The 19,955-nt window shown below is 63.8% G+C and carries 13 protein-coding genes and 4 tRNA genes; 2 read left to right on the forward strand and 15 right to left on the reverse strand.

What is annotated here, in order from left to right; all coding sequences use genetic code 11:
• Positions 1-66: 66 nt before the first annotated feature.
• From rpsG to ToN1_RS09675, 15 genes are all read right to left on the reverse strand, one after another.
• Positions 67-537, reverse strand: a complete 471-nt coding sequence (gene rpsG, locus ToN1_RS09605; RefSeq protein WP_018987818.1) for a 30S ribosomal protein S7 — start codon at positions 535-537, stop codon at positions 67-69.
• Between the two features lie 32 nt (positions 538-569).
• A complete protein-coding gene (rpsL, locus tag ToN1_RS09610) occupies positions 570-947 on the reverse strand; it encodes a 30S ribosomal protein S12 (RefSeq protein ID WP_018987817.1) in 378 nt (125 codons plus the stop codon).
• A gap of 131 nt (positions 948-1,078) precedes the next feature.
• The gene (gene rpoC / locus ToN1_RS09615; RefSeq protein ID WP_169206230.1) at positions 1,079-5,308 is read right to left on the reverse strand and encodes a DNA-directed RNA polymerase subunit beta'; all 4,230 of its coding nucleotides are present in this window, start codon (positions 5,306-5,308) and stop codon (positions 1,079-1,081) included.
• A gap of 41 nt (positions 5,309-5,349) precedes the next feature.
• Complete coding sequence (gene rpoB / locus ToN1_RS09620; RefSeq protein WP_169206231.1) at positions 5,350-9,483, reverse strand: DNA-directed RNA polymerase subunit beta; 4,134 nt, start codon at positions 9,481-9,483, stop codon at positions 5,350-5,352.
• Positions 9,484-9,660: 177 nt separating this feature from the next.
• A complete protein-coding gene (gene rplL / locus ToN1_RS09625; RefSeq protein ID WP_169127216.1) occupies positions 9,661-10,035 on the reverse strand; it encodes a 50S ribosomal protein L7/L12 in 375 nt (124 codons plus the stop codon).
• A 39-nt stretch (positions 10,036-10,074) separates the two neighbouring features.
• Positions 10,075-10,575: a 50S ribosomal protein L10 gene (gene rplJ / locus ToN1_RS09630; protein WP_018987813.1), complete on the reverse strand. Its 501-nt coding sequence runs from the start codon at positions 10,573-10,575 to the stop codon at positions 10,075-10,077.
• Between the two features lie 233 nt (positions 10,576-10,808).
• Positions 10,809-11,507: a 50S ribosomal protein L1 gene (gene rplA, locus ToN1_RS09635; RefSeq protein ID WP_169206232.1), complete on the reverse strand. Its 699-nt coding sequence runs from the start codon at positions 11,505-11,507 to the stop codon at positions 10,809-10,811.
• 2 nt (positions 11,508-11,509) lie between these two features.
• Entirely contained in the window at positions 11,510-11,941 is a 432-nt protein-coding gene (rplK, locus tag ToN1_RS09640) for a 50S ribosomal protein L11 (RefSeq protein WP_169206233.1), read from the reverse strand.
• A 103-nt stretch (positions 11,942-12,044) separates the two neighbouring features.
• Positions 12,045-12,578 (reverse strand): transcription termination/antitermination protein NusG, encoded by a 534-nt coding sequence (nusG, locus tag ToN1_RS09645; RefSeq protein ID WP_018987810.1) that lies wholly within the window; start codon positions 12,576-12,578, stop codon positions 12,045-12,047.
• Positions 12,579-12,580: 2 nt separating this feature from the next.
• Complete coding sequence (gene secE, locus ToN1_RS09650; protein WP_169206234.1) at positions 12,581-12,928, reverse strand: preprotein translocase subunit SecE; 348 nt, start codon at positions 12,926-12,928, stop codon at positions 12,581-12,583.
• Between the two features lie 26 nt (positions 12,929-12,954).
• A tRNA-Trp gene (locus ToN1_RS09655) sits at positions 12,955-13,030 on the reverse strand.
• Between the two features lie 74 nt (positions 13,031-13,104).
• Positions 13,105-14,295: an elongation factor Tu gene (gene tuf / locus ToN1_RS09660; protein WP_169127224.1), complete on the reverse strand. Its 1,191-nt coding sequence runs from the start codon at positions 14,293-14,295 to the stop codon at positions 13,105-13,107.
• 68 nt (positions 14,296-14,363) lie between these two features.
• Positions 14,364-14,438 (reverse strand) — tRNA-Thr (locus ToN1_RS09665).
• 27 nt (positions 14,439-14,465) lie between these two features.
• Positions 14,466-14,539: transfer RNA gene (locus tag ToN1_RS09670), tRNA-Gly, on the reverse strand.
• 63 nt (positions 14,540-14,602) lie between these two features.
• Positions 14,603-14,687 (reverse strand) — tRNA-Tyr (locus tag ToN1_RS09675).
• A 176-nt stretch (positions 14,688-14,863) separates the two neighbouring features.
• Here ToN1_RS09675 and ToN1_RS09680 point away from each other — a divergent pair.
• A complete protein-coding gene (locus tag ToN1_RS09680; RefSeq protein ID WP_169206235.1) occupies positions 14,864-16,270 on the forward strand; it encodes an FAD-binding oxidoreductase in 1,407 nt (468 codons plus the stop codon).
• Positions 16,271-16,373: 103 nt separating this feature from the next.
• Positions 16,374-19,946, forward strand: a complete 3,573-nt coding sequence (locus tag ToN1_RS09685; protein ID WP_169206236.1) for an indolepyruvate ferredoxin oxidoreductase family protein — start codon at positions 16,374-16,376, stop codon at positions 19,944-19,946.
• Positions 19,947-19,955 lie beyond the last annotated feature (9 nt).

The raw sequence follows: 19,955 nt of genomic DNA on the forward strand, positions 1-19,955 counted from the left end.
CCAAGTGTCTTGTTACAAAACAATCGAGCCCTTGCCAGGGCCCGATTAACCGCCATCCGAATCTGCTTAGAAGCGGTAGTGCGAGAAGGCCTTGTTCGCCTCGGCCATGCGATGCACTTCCTCGCGCTTCTTCATCGCGGCGCCACGACCTTCGGCGGCTTCGAGCAGTTCGCCAGCAAGACGCTGAGCCATCGATTTCTCGGCACGCTTGCGCGCAGCCTCGCGCAGCCAGCGCATCGACAGCGCCATGCGGCGCGACGGACGCACTTCAACCGGAACCTGGTAGTTCGCACCACCAACGCGACGGCTCTTGACCTCAACCACCGGCTTGACGTTTGCAACCGCCGACGAGAAGACCTCCAACGGGTCCTTGCCCGCCTTGCCGGAGATGTGCTCGAAAGCGCCGTAAACGATGCGCTCGGCGACCGACTTCTTGCCGGACTGCATGATCACATTGATGAACTTGGAAACATCCTGCGAGCCGAATTTCGGATCGGGCAGAATTTCACGCTTGGGTACTTCGCGACGACGGGGCATGACAACCTCTAGCTATTTCTGAATGCCGACAATTAGGATTTCTTCGGACGCTTGGCGCCATACTTCGAGCGCGACTGCTTGCGATCCTTGACGCCCTGCAGGTCCAGCGAACCGCGCACGATGTGATAGCGCACACCCGGCAAGTCCTTCACACGACCACCACGAATCAGGACCACCGAGTGCTCCTGGAGGTTGTGACCTTCACCACCAATGTACGAGATAACCTCGAAGCCGTTCGTCAGGCGAACCTTAGCAACCTTACGCAGCGCGGAGTTCGGCTTCTTCGGCGTGGTGGTGTAGACGCGAGTGCAGACGCCGCGCTTCTGCGGACATGCATCGAGCGCCGGCACTTTGCTCTTGACGACTGCAAGTTGCCGGGGCTTGCGGACGAGCTGATTAATTGTTGGCATAGCTTGAGAATTTTCCATTATACCGGGACGGCCCCAAAGGCCGCCCCGGGCGGTTGATTCCGGCTGAGGCTGACTACGATTGGTCAGTCCACAAAAAGAGGCCGGATGTTATCCCGACAAGCCGGCAAAAGTCAACCGGCCTGCACATCTTGCGAGACACCGTCGGGCACTTCCGACGGCTGTTCCTGCATAGCCGCCCATGCATGCTCGGCTGCGAGATCCTCGCCCGCCGACTGCGCCCGGCGGTTGCGGTGGTACGCCATACCGGTACCGGCGGGAATGAGCCGGCCGACGATGACGTTTTCCTTGAGCCCGCGCAGTTCGTCACGCTTGCCCATGATGGCCGCTTCGGTCAGCACGCGCGTCGTTTCCTGGAAGGACGCGGCGGAGATGAACGAATCGGTCGACAGCGAAGCCTTCGTGATACCCAGCAGGACGTTCTGGTACTGCGCCGGGAGTTTGCTGTCGGCTTCCGCACGGTCGTTTTCGTCGAGCACTTCCGAACGCTCGACCTGTTCCTCGCGGATGAACTTGGTGTCGCCGGCATCGGTAATGACCACGCGACGCAGCATCTGACGGACGATGACCTCGATGTGCTTGTCGTTGATCTTAACGCCCTGCAGACGATACACGTCCTGGACTTCATCGATGATGTAACGCGCCAGCGCCTCGATCCCCTGCAGACGCAGGATGTCGTGCGGGTCCGCCGGACCATCGACGATCAGTTCGCCCTTATTGACGACCTGGCCGTCGTGCACCATCACGTGCTTGTCCTTCGGGATCAGGAACTCGTGCGCGGTACCATCGGCTTCGGTGATCACCAGGCGCTGCTTGCCCTTCGTGTCCTTGCCGAACGACACGGTGCCGGTATATTCGGCGAGCACGCCGGCATCCTTCGGCGGGCGGGCTTCGAAGAGTTCCGCCACACGCGGCAGACCGCCGGTAATGTCGCGCGTCTTCGCCGATTCCTGGGGAATACGCGCCAGCACGTCGCCGACGCCGATGACCTGGCCGTCCTTGACGGTGATCAGCGAGCCGACCTGGAAGGTAATCGCCACCGAGTGATCGGTACCGGCAATCTTCACCTCCTCCCCGTTCTCGTCGAGCAGCTTGACCTGCGGACGCACGCCCTTCGACGACGCGCCGGAGGAGCGCCGCTTGCCGTCGATGACCACCAGGGTCGACAGGCCCGTCACTTCGTCGATCTGCTTCGCGACCGTGACGCCTTCCTCGACATTTTCGAATTTCACCGTGCCCGAATATTCCGTGACGATCGGTCGGGTATGCGGATCCCAGGTGGCGAGCATGACGCCGGCCTTGATCGCGGCACCGTCGTCGACCAACAACGTCGCACCGTACGGCAGCTTGTGACGCTCGCGCTCGCGGCCCATGTCGTCGGCGACAACGATCTCCGCGGAACGGGCGATGATGACCTTCTCGCCCTTCACGTTCGAGACGTAACGCATGTTGCCGGCAAAGCGGATGGTTCCGGCCGACTTCGACTCGACCCCGCTGGCTGCTGCGGCTCGCGACGCCGCACCACCGACGTGGAAGGTACGCATCGTGAGCTGGGTACCCGGCTCGCCGATCGACTGGGCAGCGATCACACCGACGGCCTCGCCGACGTTCACGAGGTTGCCACGACCCAGGTCGCGACCATAACACTTGCCGCACAGGCCATAACGCGTTTCGCAGGTGAGCGCGGTGCGCACCTTCACCTCGTCGATGCCGAGGCTCTCGATGAGATCGACGGCACTCTCGTCGAGCAGCGTACCGGCTTCGATCACGGTCTCCTGCGAGTCGGGATTGACGACATCTTCGGCGCAAACGCGGCCAAGGATACGCTCGCGCAGCGGCTCGATGACTTCACCGCCCTCGATGAGCGCCTTCATCACGAAGCCGCCGCGCGTGCCGCAATCGTCTTCGGTGACGACCAGATCCTGCGTGACGTCGACCAGACGGCGGGTCAGATAGCCCGAGTTCGCGGTCTTCAGCGCGGTATCGGCCAGACCCTTACGGGCACCGTGCGTCGAGATGAAGTACTGCAGAACGTTCAGGCCTTCACGGAAGTTCGTCGTGATCGGCGTCTCAATGATGGAGCCGTCCGGCTTCGCCATCAGGCCGCGCATGCCGGCGAGCTGACGGATCTGCGCAGCCGAACCGCGCGCACCCGAGTCGGCCATCATGTAGATGGAGTTGAAGGACTCCTGCTTGACCGTCTCGCCCTTGCGGTTGACGACGTCTTCCTGGCCGAGCTGATCCATCATCGCCTTGGCGACCTGGTCACCCGCGCGCCCCCAGATATCGACGACCTTGTTGTAACGCTCACCATCCGTCACGAGACCGGACGTGTACTGCCGAGCGATCTCCTTGACTTCCTGTTCGGCGGCGTGGATCAGCGAGTCCTTCAGGGTCGGGACCAGCATGTCCTTGACCGCGATCGAAATACCGGCGCGCGTGGCGAGACGGAAGCCGAACTGCATCAGCTTGTCCGCGAACACAACCGTCTCCTTCAGGCCGCAGCGACGGAACGAGGCGTTGATGAGCTTGGAGATTTCCTTCTTCTTCAGCGGCTTGTCGATCACGCTGAAAGGCAGCCCCGGCGGCAGGATCTCCGACAGCATCGCGCGACCGGCCGTGGTGTTGTAGCGGGTGATCTTTTCGCGACGTTCGCCGTCGGCACCGACTTCGATTTCCTTCAGGCGCACGGACACGCGGGCATGCAGCGACAGCTGCTTCGACTCGTAGGCGCGCTTGAGTTCGCCGACGTCCGACAGCGCCATGCCCTCGCCCAGCGCATTCACGCCTTCGCGGGTTGCGTAGTAGAGACCGAGAACGATGTCCTGCGACGGCACGATGATCGGCTCGCCGTTGGCAGGCGACAGCACGTTGTTCGACGCCAGCATCAGCGTGCGGGCTTCCATCTGGGCCTCGAGCGACAGCGGCACGTGGACGGCCATCTGGTCACCGTCGAAGTCGGCGTTGAACGCGACGCAGACGAGCGGATGCAGCTGGATCGCCTTGCCTTCGATAAGGACGGGCTCGAAGGCCTGAATACCGAGACGGTGAAGCGTCGGGGCGCGGTTCAGCATGACCGGATGCTCGCGGATCACCTCTTCGAGGATGTCCCACACCACCGGTTCCTGACTCTCGACCATCTTCTTCGCCTGCTTGATGGTCGTGGCCAGCCCCATCAGTTCGAGCTTGTTGAAGATGAACGGCTTGAACAGCTCGAGCGCCATCAGCTTGGGCAGGCCGCACTGGTGCAGCTTGAGCTGCGGACCGACCACGATGACCGAACGGCCGGAGTAGTCGACACGCTTGCCGAGCAGGTTCTGACGGAAGCGACCACCCTTGCCCTTGATCATGTCGGCAAGGGACTTCAGCGGACGCTTGTTCGCACCGGTCATCGCCTTGCCGCGGCGGCCGTTGTCGAGCAACGAGTCGACGGCTTCCTGCAACATGCGCTTTTCGTTACGCACGATGATCTCGGGCGCCTTGAGCTCCAGCAGACGCTTGAGGCGGTTGTTACGGTTGATGACGCGACGATACAGATCGTTGAGATCCGAGGTCGCGAAGCGGCCACCGTCCAGCGGCACCAGCGGGCGCAGGTCCGGCGGCAGCACCGGCAGAACCTCGAGGATCATCCACTCGGGCTTGATGCCCGACTGCTGGAAGGCCTCGAGCACCTTCAGGCGCTTGGAGAATTTCTTGATCTTCGCTTCCGAATTGGTCGTCTCGAGGTCGCCGCGCAACTTCTCGATCTCGAGCTGGACATCGAGCGTGCGCAGCAGGCCGCGGATACCCTCGGCGCCCATCAGCGCGTCGAACTCGTCACCGTACTCCTCGACCTTGGCAAGGTAGTCATCCTCGGTGAGCAGCTGCGCGCGGTTGAGCGGGGTCATGCCCGGCTCGACGACGACGAAGGCTTCAAAGTACAGCACGCGCTCGATGTCGCGCAGGGTCATGTCGAGCACCATGCCGAGTCGGCTGGGGAGGCTCTTCAGGAACCAGATGTGCGCCGTCGGGCTCGCCAGTTCGATGTGCGCCATACGCTCGCGGCGAACTTTCGACAAGGTCACTTCGACGCCGCACTTCTCGCAGATGACGCCGCGGTGCTTGAGGCGCTTGTACTTCCCGCATAGGCATTCGTAGTCCTTCACCGGCCCGAAGATCTTGGCGCAGAACAGGCCGTCGCGCTCGGGCTTGAAGGTGCGGTAGTTGATGGTCTCAGGCTTCTTGACCTCGCCGTACGACCACGAACGGATCTTGTCCGGCGATGCGAGGCCGATGGTGATCGCGTCGAACTGGTCTTCGTTCGGCAGGGTTTGCTTGAACAGGTCAGCGAGCAGGCTTTTCATAAATCACTCCGTCCGGGTGGCTTCGTGGGCATTCACCCGGTTCAGTACGTGTCCAGATCGATGTCGATCGCGAGCGAACGGATTTCCTTCACCAGCACGTTGAAGGACTCGGGCATGCCCGCGTCGATCTTGTGCTCGCCCTTGACGATGCTTTCGTACACCTTGGTACGACCGGTCACGTCGTCGGACTTCACGGTGAGCATTTCCTGCAGCGTATAGGCCGCACCGTAGGCCTCCAGCGCCCACACTTCCATTTCACCGAAGCGCTGGCCACCGAACTGCGCCTTGCCGCCCAGCGGCTGCTGCGTGACCAGCGAGTACGGGCCGGTCGAACGTGCGTGCATCTTGTCATCGACCAGGTGGTGCAGCTTCAGCACGTGCTTGTAGCCCACCGTGACCTTGCGGTCGAAGGCTTCGCCGGTGCGGCCGTCGAACAGGGTGACCTGACCGCCGGACTCGATGCCCGCCAGGGCGAACATGGCCTCGATTTCCTCTTCCTTCGCGCCATCGAACACAGGGGTTGCGAACGGCACGCCCTTGCTCAGGTTCGAGGCGAGTTCGACAACTTCCTTGTCGTCGAGGCTGGCGAGGTCCTCGGGATGGCCCTTGGTGTTGTAGACCTGCTCGAGCAGATCGCGAATCTCCGCGGCCGCGGTGTTCGCGCGGACCATCTGCCCAATCCGGTTGCCGAGCGCCTTCGCGGCCCAGCCGAGATGGGTCTCGAGGATCTGACCGATGTTCATACGCGACGGCACACCCAGCGGGTTCAGCACGATATCCACCGGCGTACCGTCAGCCATGTGCGGCATGTCCTCGACGGGAACGATGCGCGAGACGACACCCTTGTTACCGTGACGACCCGCCATCTTGTCGCCCGGCTGCAGGCGACGCTTCACCGCGAGGTAGACCTTGACCATCTTCTGCACGCCCGGGGGCAGTTCGTCGCCCTGGGTGAGCTTCTTCTTCTTGATCTCGAACGCCTGCTCGAAGTCCTTGCGGGTCTTTTCCAGGCCCTCGCGGACCGCTTCGAGCTGGGTCGCCAGCTCTTCGTCCGCCATGCGGATGTCGAACCAATGGTAGAACTCGAGCGAGTCGAGGTACTCGCCGGTAATCTCGGCACCCTTCGCGAGCTTCTTCGGCCCGCCGTTGGCCTTCTGGCCGGTGATCAGGCGGCGAATACGCGCGAACGCGTCGCGCTCGACGATGCGCATCTGGTCGGCGAGATCGGTCTTGAAGCTGCGCAGCATGTCGTCGATGATCGACTGGGCGCGCTTGTCCCGCTCGATGCCCTCACGGGTGAACACCTGCACGTCGATGACGGTGCCATTCATGCCGGAGGGCACGCGCAGCGAGGTGTCTTTAACGTCGGAAGCCTTCTCGCCGAAGATCGCGCGCAGCAGCTTTTCTTCGGGCGTCAGCTGAGTCTCGCCCTTCGGCGTGACCTTGCCGACGAGCACGTCTCCGGCGTCGACTTCGGCGCCGATATAGACGATGCCCGACTCGTCGAGACGCGACAATTGTGCTTCACCCAGCGACGCGATGTCGCGCGTGATCTCTTCGGGTCCGAGCTTCGTGTCGCGCGCAACGACGGTCAGCTCCTCAATGTGGATCGAGGTGAAGCGATCCTCGGCAACGACACGCTCGGAGATGAGGATCGAATCCTCGAAGTTGTAGCCGTTCCACGGCATGAAGGCGACCAGCATGTTCTGGCCGAGCGCGAGCTCGCCCAGGTCGGTCGAGGCGCCGTCCGCGATGACGTCGCCCTTGCCGATGAGGTCGCCGACCTTCACGATCGGACGCTGGTTGATGTTCGTGTTCTGGTTCGAACGCGTGTACTTGATCATGTTGTAGATGTCGACGCCGACTTCGCCCGCAAGGGTTTCGTCGTCATTGACACGCACCACGATCCGGTTGGCGTCGACGTAGTCGACCACACCGCCACGCATGGCCTGCACGGCCGTACCCGAGTCGACCGCCACGGTGCGCTCGATGCCGGTGCCGACCAGCGGCTTCTCCGGACGCAGGCAGGGAACGGCCTGGCGCTGCATGTTCGCGCCCATCAGCGCGCGGTTCGCGTCGTCGTGCTCCAGGAACGGGATCAGCGAAGCCGCAACCGACACGATCTGCCCCGGCGCGACGTCCATGTACTGGACCTGGTCGGACGTCGCCAGGGTGAATTCACCCTTATGACGGCACGAAATCAGGTCACCCTGAAGGGTGCCGTCCTCGCCGATGTCGGCGTTCGCCTGAGCGATCACATACTGACCTTCCTCGATCGCCGACAGGAAATCGATCTGGTCGGTCACCTTGCCGTCGACAACCTTGCGGTACGGCGTCTCGAGGAAGCCGTGACGGTTGGTCTGCGCGTAAACAGCCAGGGAGTTGATCAGGCCGATGTTCGGGCCTTCCGGCGTCTCGATCGGGCACACGCGACCGTAGTGCGTCGGATGCACGTCGCGCACCTCGAAGCCGGCGCGTTCGCGCGTCAGACCACCCGGGCCGAGCGCCGAGACGCGACGCTTGTGCGTGATTTCCGACAGCGGATTGGTCTGATCCATGAACTGCGACAACTGGCTGGAGCCGAAGAACTCCTTGATCGCAGCCGAGATCGGCTTGGCATTGATCAGGTCGTGCGGCATCAGGTTGTCAGATTCGGCCTGCGACAAACGCTCCTTGACGGCGCGCTCGACGCGCACCAATCCGGCACGGAACTGGTTCTCGGCCAGTTCGCCGACCGAACGCACACGACGGTTGCCGAGGTGATCGATGTCGTCGATTTCACCGCGACCGTTGCGCAGTTCCACCAGCACGCTCATGACCGCGAGGATGTCCTCGTTCGACAGGGTCGCGGGCCCCTCCTCTCCGCGGGCACCAACGGTCTCGTAGAAGCGCTTGAGCCAGCCCGGCGCCTTGTCCTCGATCTTCTCGGGGTAGGCGCGGCGATTGAATTTCATCCGCCCGACGGACGACAGATCGTAACGTTCTTCCGAATAGAAGAGCCCTTGGAATAGGGCCTCAACGGCTTCCTCGGTGGGCGGCTCGCCGGGACGCATCATGCGGTAAATGGCAACGCGCGCAGCCCACTGGTCGGCCGTCTCGTCGATACGCAGAGTCTGCGCGATGTAGGGACCGCGATCCAGGTCATTGACGTACAAGGTCTGCAGATCCCGGACGCCCGCATCGCGCAGCTTGCCGAGCACGTCTTCGGTGATCTCGTCGTTGGCGCGGGCGATCAACTCGCCCGTCTCGGGATCGACGACGTTGCGTGCGACGATACGGCCGAGCATGAAGTCATCGGGCACGACCATGGTCTTGATACCGGCCTGCTCGAGCTCGCGGATGTGCTTAGCCGTGATGCGCTTGTCGCGTGCGACGATGATCTTGCCACTTGCGTCGGTAATGTCGAACTTCGCCACATCGCCCCGCAGGCGATCAGGCACGAGTTCGAACGCGATCTCTTCACCCTTGAAGTGGAAGGCGTCGAAATCGTGGAACGTCTCGAGGATCTGTTCCGGCGTCATGCCGATGGCACGCAGCAGGATCGTGGCGGGCATCTTGCGCCGGCGGTCGACGCGGAAAAACAGGCAGTCCTTCGGATCGAACTCGAAGTCAAGCCACGAGCCGCGGTAGGGAATGATGCGCGCGGAGAAAAGCAGCTTGCCCGACGAATGCGTTTTGCCGCGGTCGTGCTCGAAAAACACGCCCGGGGAACGGTGGAGCTGCGACACGATGACGCGCTCGGTACCGTTGATGACGAACGACCCCGTGGAAGTCATGAGCGGAATTTCGCCCATGTACACTTCCTGTTCCTTGACTTCCTTCACCGTCTCCTTCGGCGCGTCGCGATCGAGGATCACCAGACGCACCCGCGCGCGCAGCGGCGACGCGAAGGTTAGGCCGCGCTGCTGGCACTCCTTCACATCAAACGCCGGCTCGCCAAGCATGTACTGAACGAATTCCAGCCGCGCATTCCCGCTGTGGCTGACGATCGGGAAGATCGACGTGAAAGCCGCCTGCAGACCCTGGTTCAGGCGGGTCATCGGCGGCGTTTCAGCCTGCAGGAACGAGGCGAACGACTCGATCTGGGTGGCGAGGAGGAAAGGTACGTTCAGCACCGCCGCGCGCTTGGCGAAGCTCTTGCGGATACGTTTCTTTTCGGTGTAGGAATACGCCATGGATGCTCCGGGTAGAGGTCGGACGTCAAAGAGACAGAACACAGCGCCCCGACGAGGTCGGGCCAGGCAATAAATAAGTAGACACCATATTTCGCGCTGGGTTCTGGCTTCTTGGATTTACAAAGCACGAAAGGGCCGGCGCCCGGATGAGCGCCAGCCCCGAGAGACAACTCGGTATTACTTGATCTCGACCTTCGCGCCAGCGTCTTCGAGTTGCTTCTTGATCGCCTCGGCGTCGGCCTTCGGTGCGCCTTCCTTGACAGTCTTCGGGGCGCCATCGACGAGGTCCTTGGCTTCCTTCAGGCCCAGGCCGGTAGCGGCGCGGACGACCTTGATCACTTCGACCTTCTTGTCGCCAGCGGCGAGCAGGACGACGTCGAATTCGGTCTTCTCTTCAACGACCGCAGCAGCAGCGCCGCCGGCCGGGGCAGCAACCGCCATCGCGGCAGCCGACACGCCGAACTTCTCTTCGAACGCCTTCACGAGGTCGTTCAGTTCCATAACGGTCATCGAGCCAACGGCTTCGAGGATGTCTTCTTTGCTGATAGCCATGTCAAATCACTCCTAAATCGAAACTTTTTCGGAAAACGGTCAGGCAGCTGCCTCTTCCTCGCGCTTCTTGGCGAGGGCGGCCATCGCGCAAGCGAAGCCGGAAACCGGCGCCTGCATGACGCCCAGCAGCGTGGCGAGCAACTCTTCGCGGCTCGGGATCGACGCGAGCGCCTGCACACCGGCCTTGTCGAGCGTCTTGCCCGCATAGGAACCGGCCTTGAGCACCAGCTTGTCGTTGCCCTTGGCGAAGTCGTTCAGCACCTTGGCTGCGGAAACCGGATCTTCCGAAATGCCATAGATCAGCGGACCGGTCAGCTGATCCGACAACCCGGCGAACGGGGTTTCGGCGATCGCACGGCGCACCAGGGTGTTCTTCAGCACACGCAGGTAAACGCCAGCTTCGCGGGCCTTCGCGCGCAGCACAGTGAGATCACCCACTTCAATGCCGCGATACTCGGCCACCGCGATGGTCTGAGCGTTGGCCACCTGTGCCGACACCTCTGCCACTACGGCTTTCTTGTCATCGAGATTGAGACCCACAGGTCTTTCCTCCTTTCAAGTCCACACACGAACCGCAAGCTGCGATTCGCACCCACGGCGACCTGGATCAGGAGCGCGACCGACGAATCGGCCAGAATCCTGTTCTGGGCACACCGTCTGCGCAGGCCATCCGGGGATGCTTAAGCGGTCGCCGGGGCGACCACACCTGCGGTCTTTGACGATCCGCCCCGCACTTGCGCGCGGAGCGTCCCAAAGTTCGTTGTGCAGCCTGATCAGGCTGCGTTGATGGTCGAAGGCTCGACGCGCACGCCGGCACCCATGGTGCTCGACACGGCGACACGGCGCAGATACACGCCCTTCGACGCGGCAGGCTTGGCTTTCTGCAGCGCTTCGACGAGCGCGCCGAGATTCTGCTGCAGCGCCTCGACCGAGAACGACGCGCGACCAATCGTCGCATGCACGATGCCAGCCTTGTCGGTACGGTATTGGACCTGACCAGCCTTGGCGTTCTTGACCGCAGTGGTGACGTCCATGGTCACGGTTCCGACCTTCGGATTCGGCATCAGGCCGCGCGGGCCGAGGATCTGACCCAGCTGACCGACGACGCGCATGGCGTCCGGCGTGGCGATGCAAAGGTCGAAGTCGATGTTGCCAGCCTTAACCTGCTCGGCCAGGTCGTCGAAGCCGACGACATCGGCGCCTGCAGCGCGGGCGGCTTCAGCCTTGTCGCCCTGGGCAAACACGGCCACACGCACGGACTTGCCGGTGCCGGCGGGCAGCACGACTGAGCCGCGCACGACCTGGTCCGACTTGCGCGCATCGACGCCGAGATTGACAGAGATATCGACCGATTCGTCGAACTTCGCGGTCGCGCATTCCTTCACCAGCGAGAGAGCCTCAGCGACGGGGTAGATGCGATTGCGGTCGACCTTGGCGCGCAGCGCCTGAACTCGTTTCGAAAGTTTCGCCATGATCAGAGGCCCTCCACCGTGATGCCCATACTGCGCGCGGAGCCGGCGATGGTACGCACGGCGGCGTCCATGTTCGCAGCAGTCAGGTCGGGCATCTTCGCCTTGGCGATTTCCTCGACCTGCGCACGCGTGATCGAACCGACCTTGTCGGTGTGCGGCTTGGCCGAACCCGACTTGATGCCGGCTGCCTTCTTGATGAGGACCGTCGCGGGCGGGGTCTTCATGATGAAGGTGAAGCTCTTGTCGGCGAAAGCGGTGATCACCACCGGAATCGGCAGACCGGGCTCCATGCCCTGGGTCCTGGCGTTGAACGCCTTGCAGAATTCCATGATGTTCAGACCGCGCTGACCAAGCGCCGGGCCGATCGGGGGACTGGGGTTGGCCTTACCAGCTGGCACTTGCAGCTTGATATAGCCGATGATCTTCTTTGCCATCGCGGCTAGCTCCTGTTATGAGTGCAAACGCGCCGGCATTCGCCGGCGCTCCTCGCTTGCGCCCGCAAGAAGCGGGCATGTCGGGCCTTCCGGCCCACCTGCATCAGGTCTTCTCGACCTGACTGAAATCTAGCTCGACCGGCGTCGCCCGACCGAAGATCGTGACCATCACGCGCAGCTTGCTCTTGTCGTAATTGACATCTTCCACGGAACCATGGAAGTCGGTGAACGGGCCTTCCTTGACGCGAACGACCTCGCCCATCTCCCACAGCACCTTGGGGCGCGGCTTGTCGACGCCCTCCTGCATCTGCTGCATGATCTTCTCGACTTCCTTCTCGGAAATCGGCGTGGGTTTGTTCGCGGTGCCGCCGACGAAACCGGTGACCTTGGGCGTCGACTTGACCAAGTGCCAGCTCTCGTCGTTCATGTCCATCTCGACGAGCACGTAGCCGGGGAAGAATTTCCGCTCGGAAATGCTCTTCTGGCCGCTCTTCATCTCGATGACTTCTTCGACGGGCACAAGGATCTGCCCAAAGGAATCCTGCATCCCCGCGCGCGCGATACGCTCGACGAGCGCGCGTTGCACAGACTTCTCGAAGCCCGAATAGGCATGCACCACGTACCAGCGCTTCGTCATGATCACTTCCAGCCCAGGATGAGGTCGTAGAGCACCCACTCGAGGCTCTTGTCAGTCAGCCACAGAAAAACCGCCATCACCACGGCGAAGGCGAACACCATTCCGGTCGTCTGCACCGTTTCCTTGCGCGAAGGCCACACGACCTTCTTGGCCTCGACGGTCGCCTCGCGGGCAAACTCGACGAAACGGCGCCCCTGCTCAGATTGCCACGCAACCGCAGCGCCCGCGGCAACACCCGCGAGCACCGACAGCACGCGCAAGACCATTGCCTGCTCGGAAAGCAGGTAGAAGCCGACCACGCCGGCTGCAAGCAGGGCGAGAGCCAGCGCGAACTTGAACTTATCGGCCATCTAGATATTGAAAACCCGGAATTGAGTGGCAGGGGCAGAGGGAATCGAACCCCCAACCTTCGGTTTTGGAGACCGACGCTCTGCCAATTGAGCTATACCCCTGCAGCAGAGACTACAAGGCGCCCCGATCCGCGAGGCGCCTTCGATCAGGCAATTGCTTCGGTTTTCAGCCGCAATTACTCGATGATCTTGGCGACGACACCGGCGCCAACGGTACGGCCGCCTTCGCGGATCGCGAAGCGCAAACCTTCTTCCATGGCGATCGGGGCCAGCAGCTTGACCGTGATGGACACGTTGTCGCCAGGCATGACCATCTCGGTGCCTTCCGGCAGCGCGATCGAACCGGTCACGTCGGTCGTACGGAAGTAGAACTGCGGACGGTAGTTGTTAAAGAACGGGGTGTGACGACCACCCTCTTCCTTCGACAGCACATACACTTCGCCCGTGAAGTGGGTGTGCGGCTTGATCGAGCCCGGCTTGCACAGGACCTGACCACGCTCCACGTCTTCACGCTTGGTCCCACGCAGCAGCACGCCGACGTTGTCGCCCGCCTGACCCTGGTCGAGCAGCTTGCGGAACATTTCGACGCCGGTGCAGATGGTCTTGACCGTGGGCTTGATACCGACGATTTCGACTTCCTCACCAACCTTGACGATGCCGCGCTCGACACGACCGGTCACGACGGTGCCGCGACCCGAGATCGAGAACACGTCTTCGATCGGCAGCAGGAAGGGCTTGTCGATCGCGCGCTCCGGGGTCGGGATGTAGCTGTCCAGCGCTTCGGCCAGCTTCATGATGGCACCTTCGCCCAGGTCGCCCTTGTCGCCTTCGATCGCCTTGAGCGCGGAGCCCTTGACGATGGGGATGTCGTCACCCGGGAAGTCGTACTTCGACAGCAGTTCGCGAACTTCCATCTCGACGAGCTCAAGCAGCTCCTCGTCGTCGACCATGTCGCACTTGTTCATGAACACGATGATGTACGGAACGCCGACCTGACGGGCAAGCAGGATGTGCTCGCGCGTCTGCGGCATCGGGCCGTCAGCGGCCGACACGACCAGGATCGCGCCGTCCATCTGCGCAGCACCGGTAATCATGTTCTTCACGTAGTCGGCATGACCCGGGCAGTCAACGTGCGCGTAGTGACGCGTGGCGGTTTCGTACTCGACGTGCGCGGTGTTGATCGTGATGCCGCGCGCCTTCTCTTCCGGCGCCGCGTCGATCTGGTCGTAGGCCTTCGCCTCGCCACCGAACTTCGACGACAGGATCGTCGTGATCGCTGCGGTCAGGGTCGTCTTGCCATGGTCAACGTGGCCGATCGTCCCAACGTTTACGTGCGGTTTCGTCCGCTCAAACTTACCCTTAGCCATGCCAGTACCTCTTTGACAGATTCAGAAAACCGGACCGAACAGATCGACCACAACAACACGAAAAACCGTGGTGCCCATGACGTGGATTGAACACGTGGCCTCTCCCTTACCAAGGGAGTGCTCTACCACTGAGCTACATGGGCTCCGTAAAAACCTTAGCGCGCCAAGCCTGGAGCGGGTGAAGGGAATCGAACCCTCGTCATAAGCTTGGAAGGCTTCTGCTCTACCATTGAGCTACACCCGCATACAACGCAGACGAAACGCTTTACACCCGGACCGACACGAACTTCGAGCCGATCGAAAAACTTGGTGGAGGGGGAAGGATTCGAACCTTCGAAGGCAGTGCCGTCAGATTTACAGTCTGATCCCTTTGACCGCTCGGGAACCCCTCCAAGCGGAAGACGCGCACTATAGGGGATCATTCCGCGCGTGTCAAACACCATTTGAACATTTTTTGCAGTAGGGCAAAGTTTCGGCGTGCGGGCACGGCGCAGATGCGGCGGCGCGTCGTGCCGGCGGATATGAAATGGGGGAAGATGGCGCACTTTCTCTCGATGGAGTCGATGCAATGACGCATCCTTCCCCCGGTTCGCACACGCCTCTTCCCGGCAGCTTCGTCGAGGCGCTGCGCGCCCGTTTCGGCGAGCGCTTTTCAACGGCGGAGGCCGTGCGTGCGCATCACGGGCACGACGAGTCGCACTTCCCCGACATGCTGCCGGACGCCGTGGTGTGGCCGCACACGACCGAGGAGGTGGCGGAGATCGTGCGGGCGTGCGACGCACATCGCGTGCCGGTCGTGCCCTTTGGGGTGGGCAGTTCGCTGGAGGGGCACGTGCTTGCGCTGCACGGCGGGCTCAGCGTCGATTTCTCGCAGATGAACCGGGTTATGGCGGTGCATGGCGACGACATGGATGCGGTGGTGCAGCCTGGCATCACGCGCAAGCAGCTCAATGCGGCACTGCACGGCACCGGGCTGTTCTTCCCGGTCGACCCGGGCGCCGATGCGAGCCTCGGGGGGATGGCCTCGACGCGGGCCTCGGGGACGAATGCGGTGCGTTACGGGACGATGCGCGACAACGTGCTGGCGCTGGAGGTGGTGCTCGCGGACGGGCGAGTGATCCGCACCGGTGGTCGCGCGCGCAAGTCGTCGGCGGGCTACGACCTGACCGCGCTGATGGTCGGCTCGGAGGGTACGCTGGGACTGATCACGGAGCTGACCGTGCGCCTGCATCCGCTGCCGGAGGCGGTGTCGGCGGCGGTGTGCGCTTTCCCAGAGGTTGACGACGCGGTGCGTACGGTGATCCAGACGATCCAGCTCGGGGTACCGGTGGCGCGCATCGAGTTGCTGGACACGCTCACCGTGCAGGCGGTCAACCGTTACAGCAAGACGAGCCTGCGCGAGGCGCCGATGCTGTTCTTCGAGTTCCACGGCTCGGCGGCGGGCGTGGAGGAGCAGGCGCAGACGGTGCAGGAGATCGCGCGCGAGAACGGCGGCCAGAATTTCGAGTGGGCGACGCGCCCCGAGGATCGGAGCCGGTTGTGGGCCGCGCGCCACGACGTGTACTTCGCGTCGATCAATCTGCGCCCCGGCTGCCGGGGCGTCACCACCGACGCATGCGTGCCGATTTCGCGGCTTGCGGAGTGCATCGCCGGCGCACGCGAGGACATCGCGGCGAGCGGCTTGATCGCGCCCATCGTCGGGCATGTCGGCGATGGCAACTTTCACACGGTCATCCTGGTCGATCCGGAGAACCCGGACGAGATTGCGCGCGCCGAAGCGCTGAACCGCAAGATCGTCGAACGCGCGCTGGCGATGGACGGGACCTGCACGGGCGAGCACGGCATCGGTTTCGGCAAGCAGGATTTTCTCATCGCCGAGCACGGCGACACCGCGGTCGGTGCGATGCGGGCGCTGAAGCTCGCGCTCGATCCGCACAACCTGATGAATCCGGGCAAGGTCGTCCCTGCGGGCTGAACACCCCATTGCCATGCCTGGCGCGAGAGGCTAGTCTCGACCGGGTCGCGGCAACCTGTCCGCGCGGTGTTCCGGAAACGCAGTTCTTGCGCAAGGAGTCGCCATGGCCGTAGCCGATCCCCGCAGCGACGCATCGACGGCGAGGAACGTCAGCCTCGAGGACAAGTACACGCAGGCGTCGGGGCGCGTGTATCTGACGGGTTATCAGGCGCTGGTGCGCCTGCTGATGATCCAGAAGGAACGCGACCGCGCCGCCGGGCTGAATACCGCGGGCTTCGTTTCCGGCTACCGCGGCTCGCCGCTGGGCGGACTGGACCAGACGCTGTGGAAGGCGAAGGTGCACCTTTCGAGCCACGACATCGTCTTCCAGCCGGGCGTGAACGAGGATCTCGCGGCCACCGCAGTGTGGGGCACGCAGCAGGTGAACCTGTCGCCGCAGGCGAAGTACGACGGCGTGTTCGCGTTGTGGTACGGCAAGGGACCGGGCGTCGACCGCAGTGGCGACGTGTTCCGCCACGCGAATGCGGCCGGGACCTCGCCGCATGGCGGCGTGCTGGTGGTGGCCGGCGACGACCACGCGGCGAAATCCTCGACGCTGCCGCACCAGACCGACCATTTCTTCAAGGCGGTGATGATGCCGGTGCTGGCGCCCGCCGGCGTGCAGGAGTATGTCGATTTCGGCGTGCATGGCTACGCGCTGTCGCGCTATTCGGGCTGCTGGGTGGCCTTCAAGGCGCTCGCCGACACGGTGGAGACCTCGGCGTCGGTGGATGTCGATCCGCAGCGCGTGGAGGTCGTGATCCCGACCGATTTCGCGCTGCCGCCCGACGGGCTCAACATCCGCTGGCCGGATCCGCCGCTGGTGCAGGAAAAGCGCCTGCTGCACTACAAGCTGTACGCGGCGCTGGCGTACTGCCGCGCCAACGGGCTCAACCGCATCGTGATCGACTCGCCGGCGCCGCGACTGGGCATCATCACCTGCGGCAAGTCCTATCTGGACGTGCGCCAGGCGTTCGACGACCTGGGCATCGACGAGGCGCTGGCGGCCGAGATCGGCATCCGCCTGTACAAGGTGGGCATGGTGTGGCCCCTGGAGGCGGAGGGGGTGCGGCGCTTCGCGGAGGGGCTGGACGAGATCCTCGTCATCGAGGAGAAGCGCCAGCTGCTGGAGTACCAGCTGAAGGAGGAGCTGTACAACTGGCGCGAAGACGTGCGCCCGCGCGTGGTCGGAAAGTTCGACGAGAAGGGGGAATGGGCGATGATCCCGCAGGCAGGCGGGGTCGTCGATCACGGCGAATGGCTGCTGCCCGCCGCCGGGGAGCTGACGCCGGCGATGATCGCGCGGGTGATCGCAGCGCGTGTCGGGCGCTTCTTCACGTCGGCACGCATTGAGGCGCGGCTCACCTTCCTGCAGGAGAAGGAGAAGGCATTGTCGGAGCGCTTCTTCGCGATCGACCGCGTGCCGACCTTCTGCCCGGGCTGTCCGCACAACACGTCGACGCACGTACCCGAGGGCAGCCGCGCGGTGGCCGGGATCGGCTGCCATTACATGGCGACGTGGATGCCGGAGCGGCGCACCGGGACCTTCACGCAGATGGGCGGCGAAGGGGTGCCTTGGGTCGGGCAGGCGCCGTTCACGAACGAGCCGCACGTGTTCGCGAATCTCGGCGACGGCACGTATTTCCACTCCGGCCTGCTGGCGATCCGCCAGGCAGTCGCCGCGGGCGTGAACATCACCTACAAGATCCTGTTCAACGACGCGGTGGCGATGACCGGCGGACAGCCGCTGGACGGCGGACTGACGGTGCCGAAGATCGTGCGCCAGTTGCAGGCCGAGGGCGTGAGCAACATCGTCGTCGTGACGGACGGCACCGAGCGTCATTACGGGCCGTCGGACCTTCCGCACGTGCCGATGCGCCATCGCGACGAACTGGACGCCGTGCAGCGCGAGCTGCGCGCCTCGCCGGGGGTCACGGCGCTGATCTACGACCAGACCTGCGCGGCGGAGAAGCGGCGCCGGCGCAAACGTGGCACCTACCCGGATCCGGCACGGCGCGTGTTCATCAACGAGGCGGTTTGCGAGGGCTGCGGCGATTGCGGCGTGCAGTCGAACTGCATGGCGGTGGTGCCCGTCGAGACACCCCTGGGGCGCAAGCGCCAGATCGACCAGTCGGCATGCAACAAGGACTTTTCGTGCCTCAAGGGCTTCTGCCCGAGCTTCATCACGATCGAGGGCGGGCGTTTGCGCAAGGGCAGCGCGCAGGCGACGGACGACACATGGATCGGCGCGCTGCCCGAACCGGTGCTGCCGGGAACGGCCAGCCCCTTCGGCATCCTCGTGACCGGCGTGGGCGGGACGGGGGTGGTGACGATCGGCGCGCTGATCGGCATGGGGGCGCACATCGACGGCAAGGGGGTGACGGTGCTGGACATGACCGGCCTCGCGCAGAAGGGCGGATCGGTGTTCAGCCACATCCGCGTTGCGGACCGGCCGGAGGACCTGCACGCGGTGCGTATCGCGGCGGGAGAGGCTCAGGCTGTGATCGGGGGCGATCTCGTCGTAACGGCGAGCGTCGAGGCGCTGGCGAAGATGGCAGCCGGGCGCACGCGCGCGATCATCAACACCGCGGAGACTCCGACCTCGGAGTTCGCCCGCAACCCCGACTGGAGCTTCCCGATCGAACGCATGGAGCGCGCGATCCGCGAGGCGGTCGGCGACAGTCCCGCGCAGCCGGCTGCCGACTTCATCGATGCGCAACGGATCGCCACGGCGCTGATGGGCGACGCGATCGCGACGAATGCCTTACTGCTCGGCTACGCATGGCAAAAGGGACTGGTACCCGTCACGCGCGCAGCGCTGCTGCAGGCGATCGAACTCAACGGGGTCGCCGTCGCGATGAACACGAAAGCCTTCGCGTTGGGGCGCCGCGCCGCAGTCGAACCGGACGCGGTTGCACGGGTGCTGGAGCCGGCGCAGGTTGTGCCGATGCGGACCAAGACGCTCGACGGGCTGATCACCGTGCATGAAGAGATGCTCACGAGGTATCAGGATGCGGCTTACGCGGCGCGCTACCGCACCCTCGTCGAACGCGTGCGGACCGCCGAGGTGCGTGTGACCGGCGAGCACGCGACGCTGCGCCTGACGGAGGCGGTGGCACGCGGCCTCTTCAAGCTGATGGCGTACAAGGACGAATACGAGGTCGCCCGCCTCTACACCGACCCCGCCTTCTGGGAGCGCGTCGAGGCGACCTTCGAGGGGGACTACGAGGTGCGCTTCCATCTCGCCCCGCCGCTGCTCGCGCGGCCGGACCCGAACACCGGCAGGCTGCGCAAGAAGGCCTACGGCCCGGGCATGCTGAAGGCCTTCCGCTGGCTGGCGCGGCTGCGACGCCTGCGCGGCACGGCGTGGGACGTCTTCGGCTACAGCGCCGAGCGGCGGGCCGAGCGGGCCTTGATCGCGCAGTACGAGCGCGATGTGCTCGAACTGCTGGAAACGCTGTCCTTCCTGCGCCTGCCCGCGGCGGTCGAGATCGCGCGGCTGCCCGAGGAGATTCGCGGATACGGACACGTGAAGGCGCGCAACATGGAACTGGCCGCGGCAAGGCGGACCGAACTGCTGGCCGCGTGGCGCGAACCTGTCGATGCGCGCCAGGCGACCGCATCCGAGGCGGCCTGAAGGCTCGGG

The sequence above is a fragment of the Aromatoleum petrolei genome (assembly GCF_017894385.1).
Taxonomy (GTDB): Bacteria; Pseudomonadota; Gammaproteobacteria; order Burkholderiales; family Rhodocyclaceae; genus Aromatoleum; species Aromatoleum petrolei.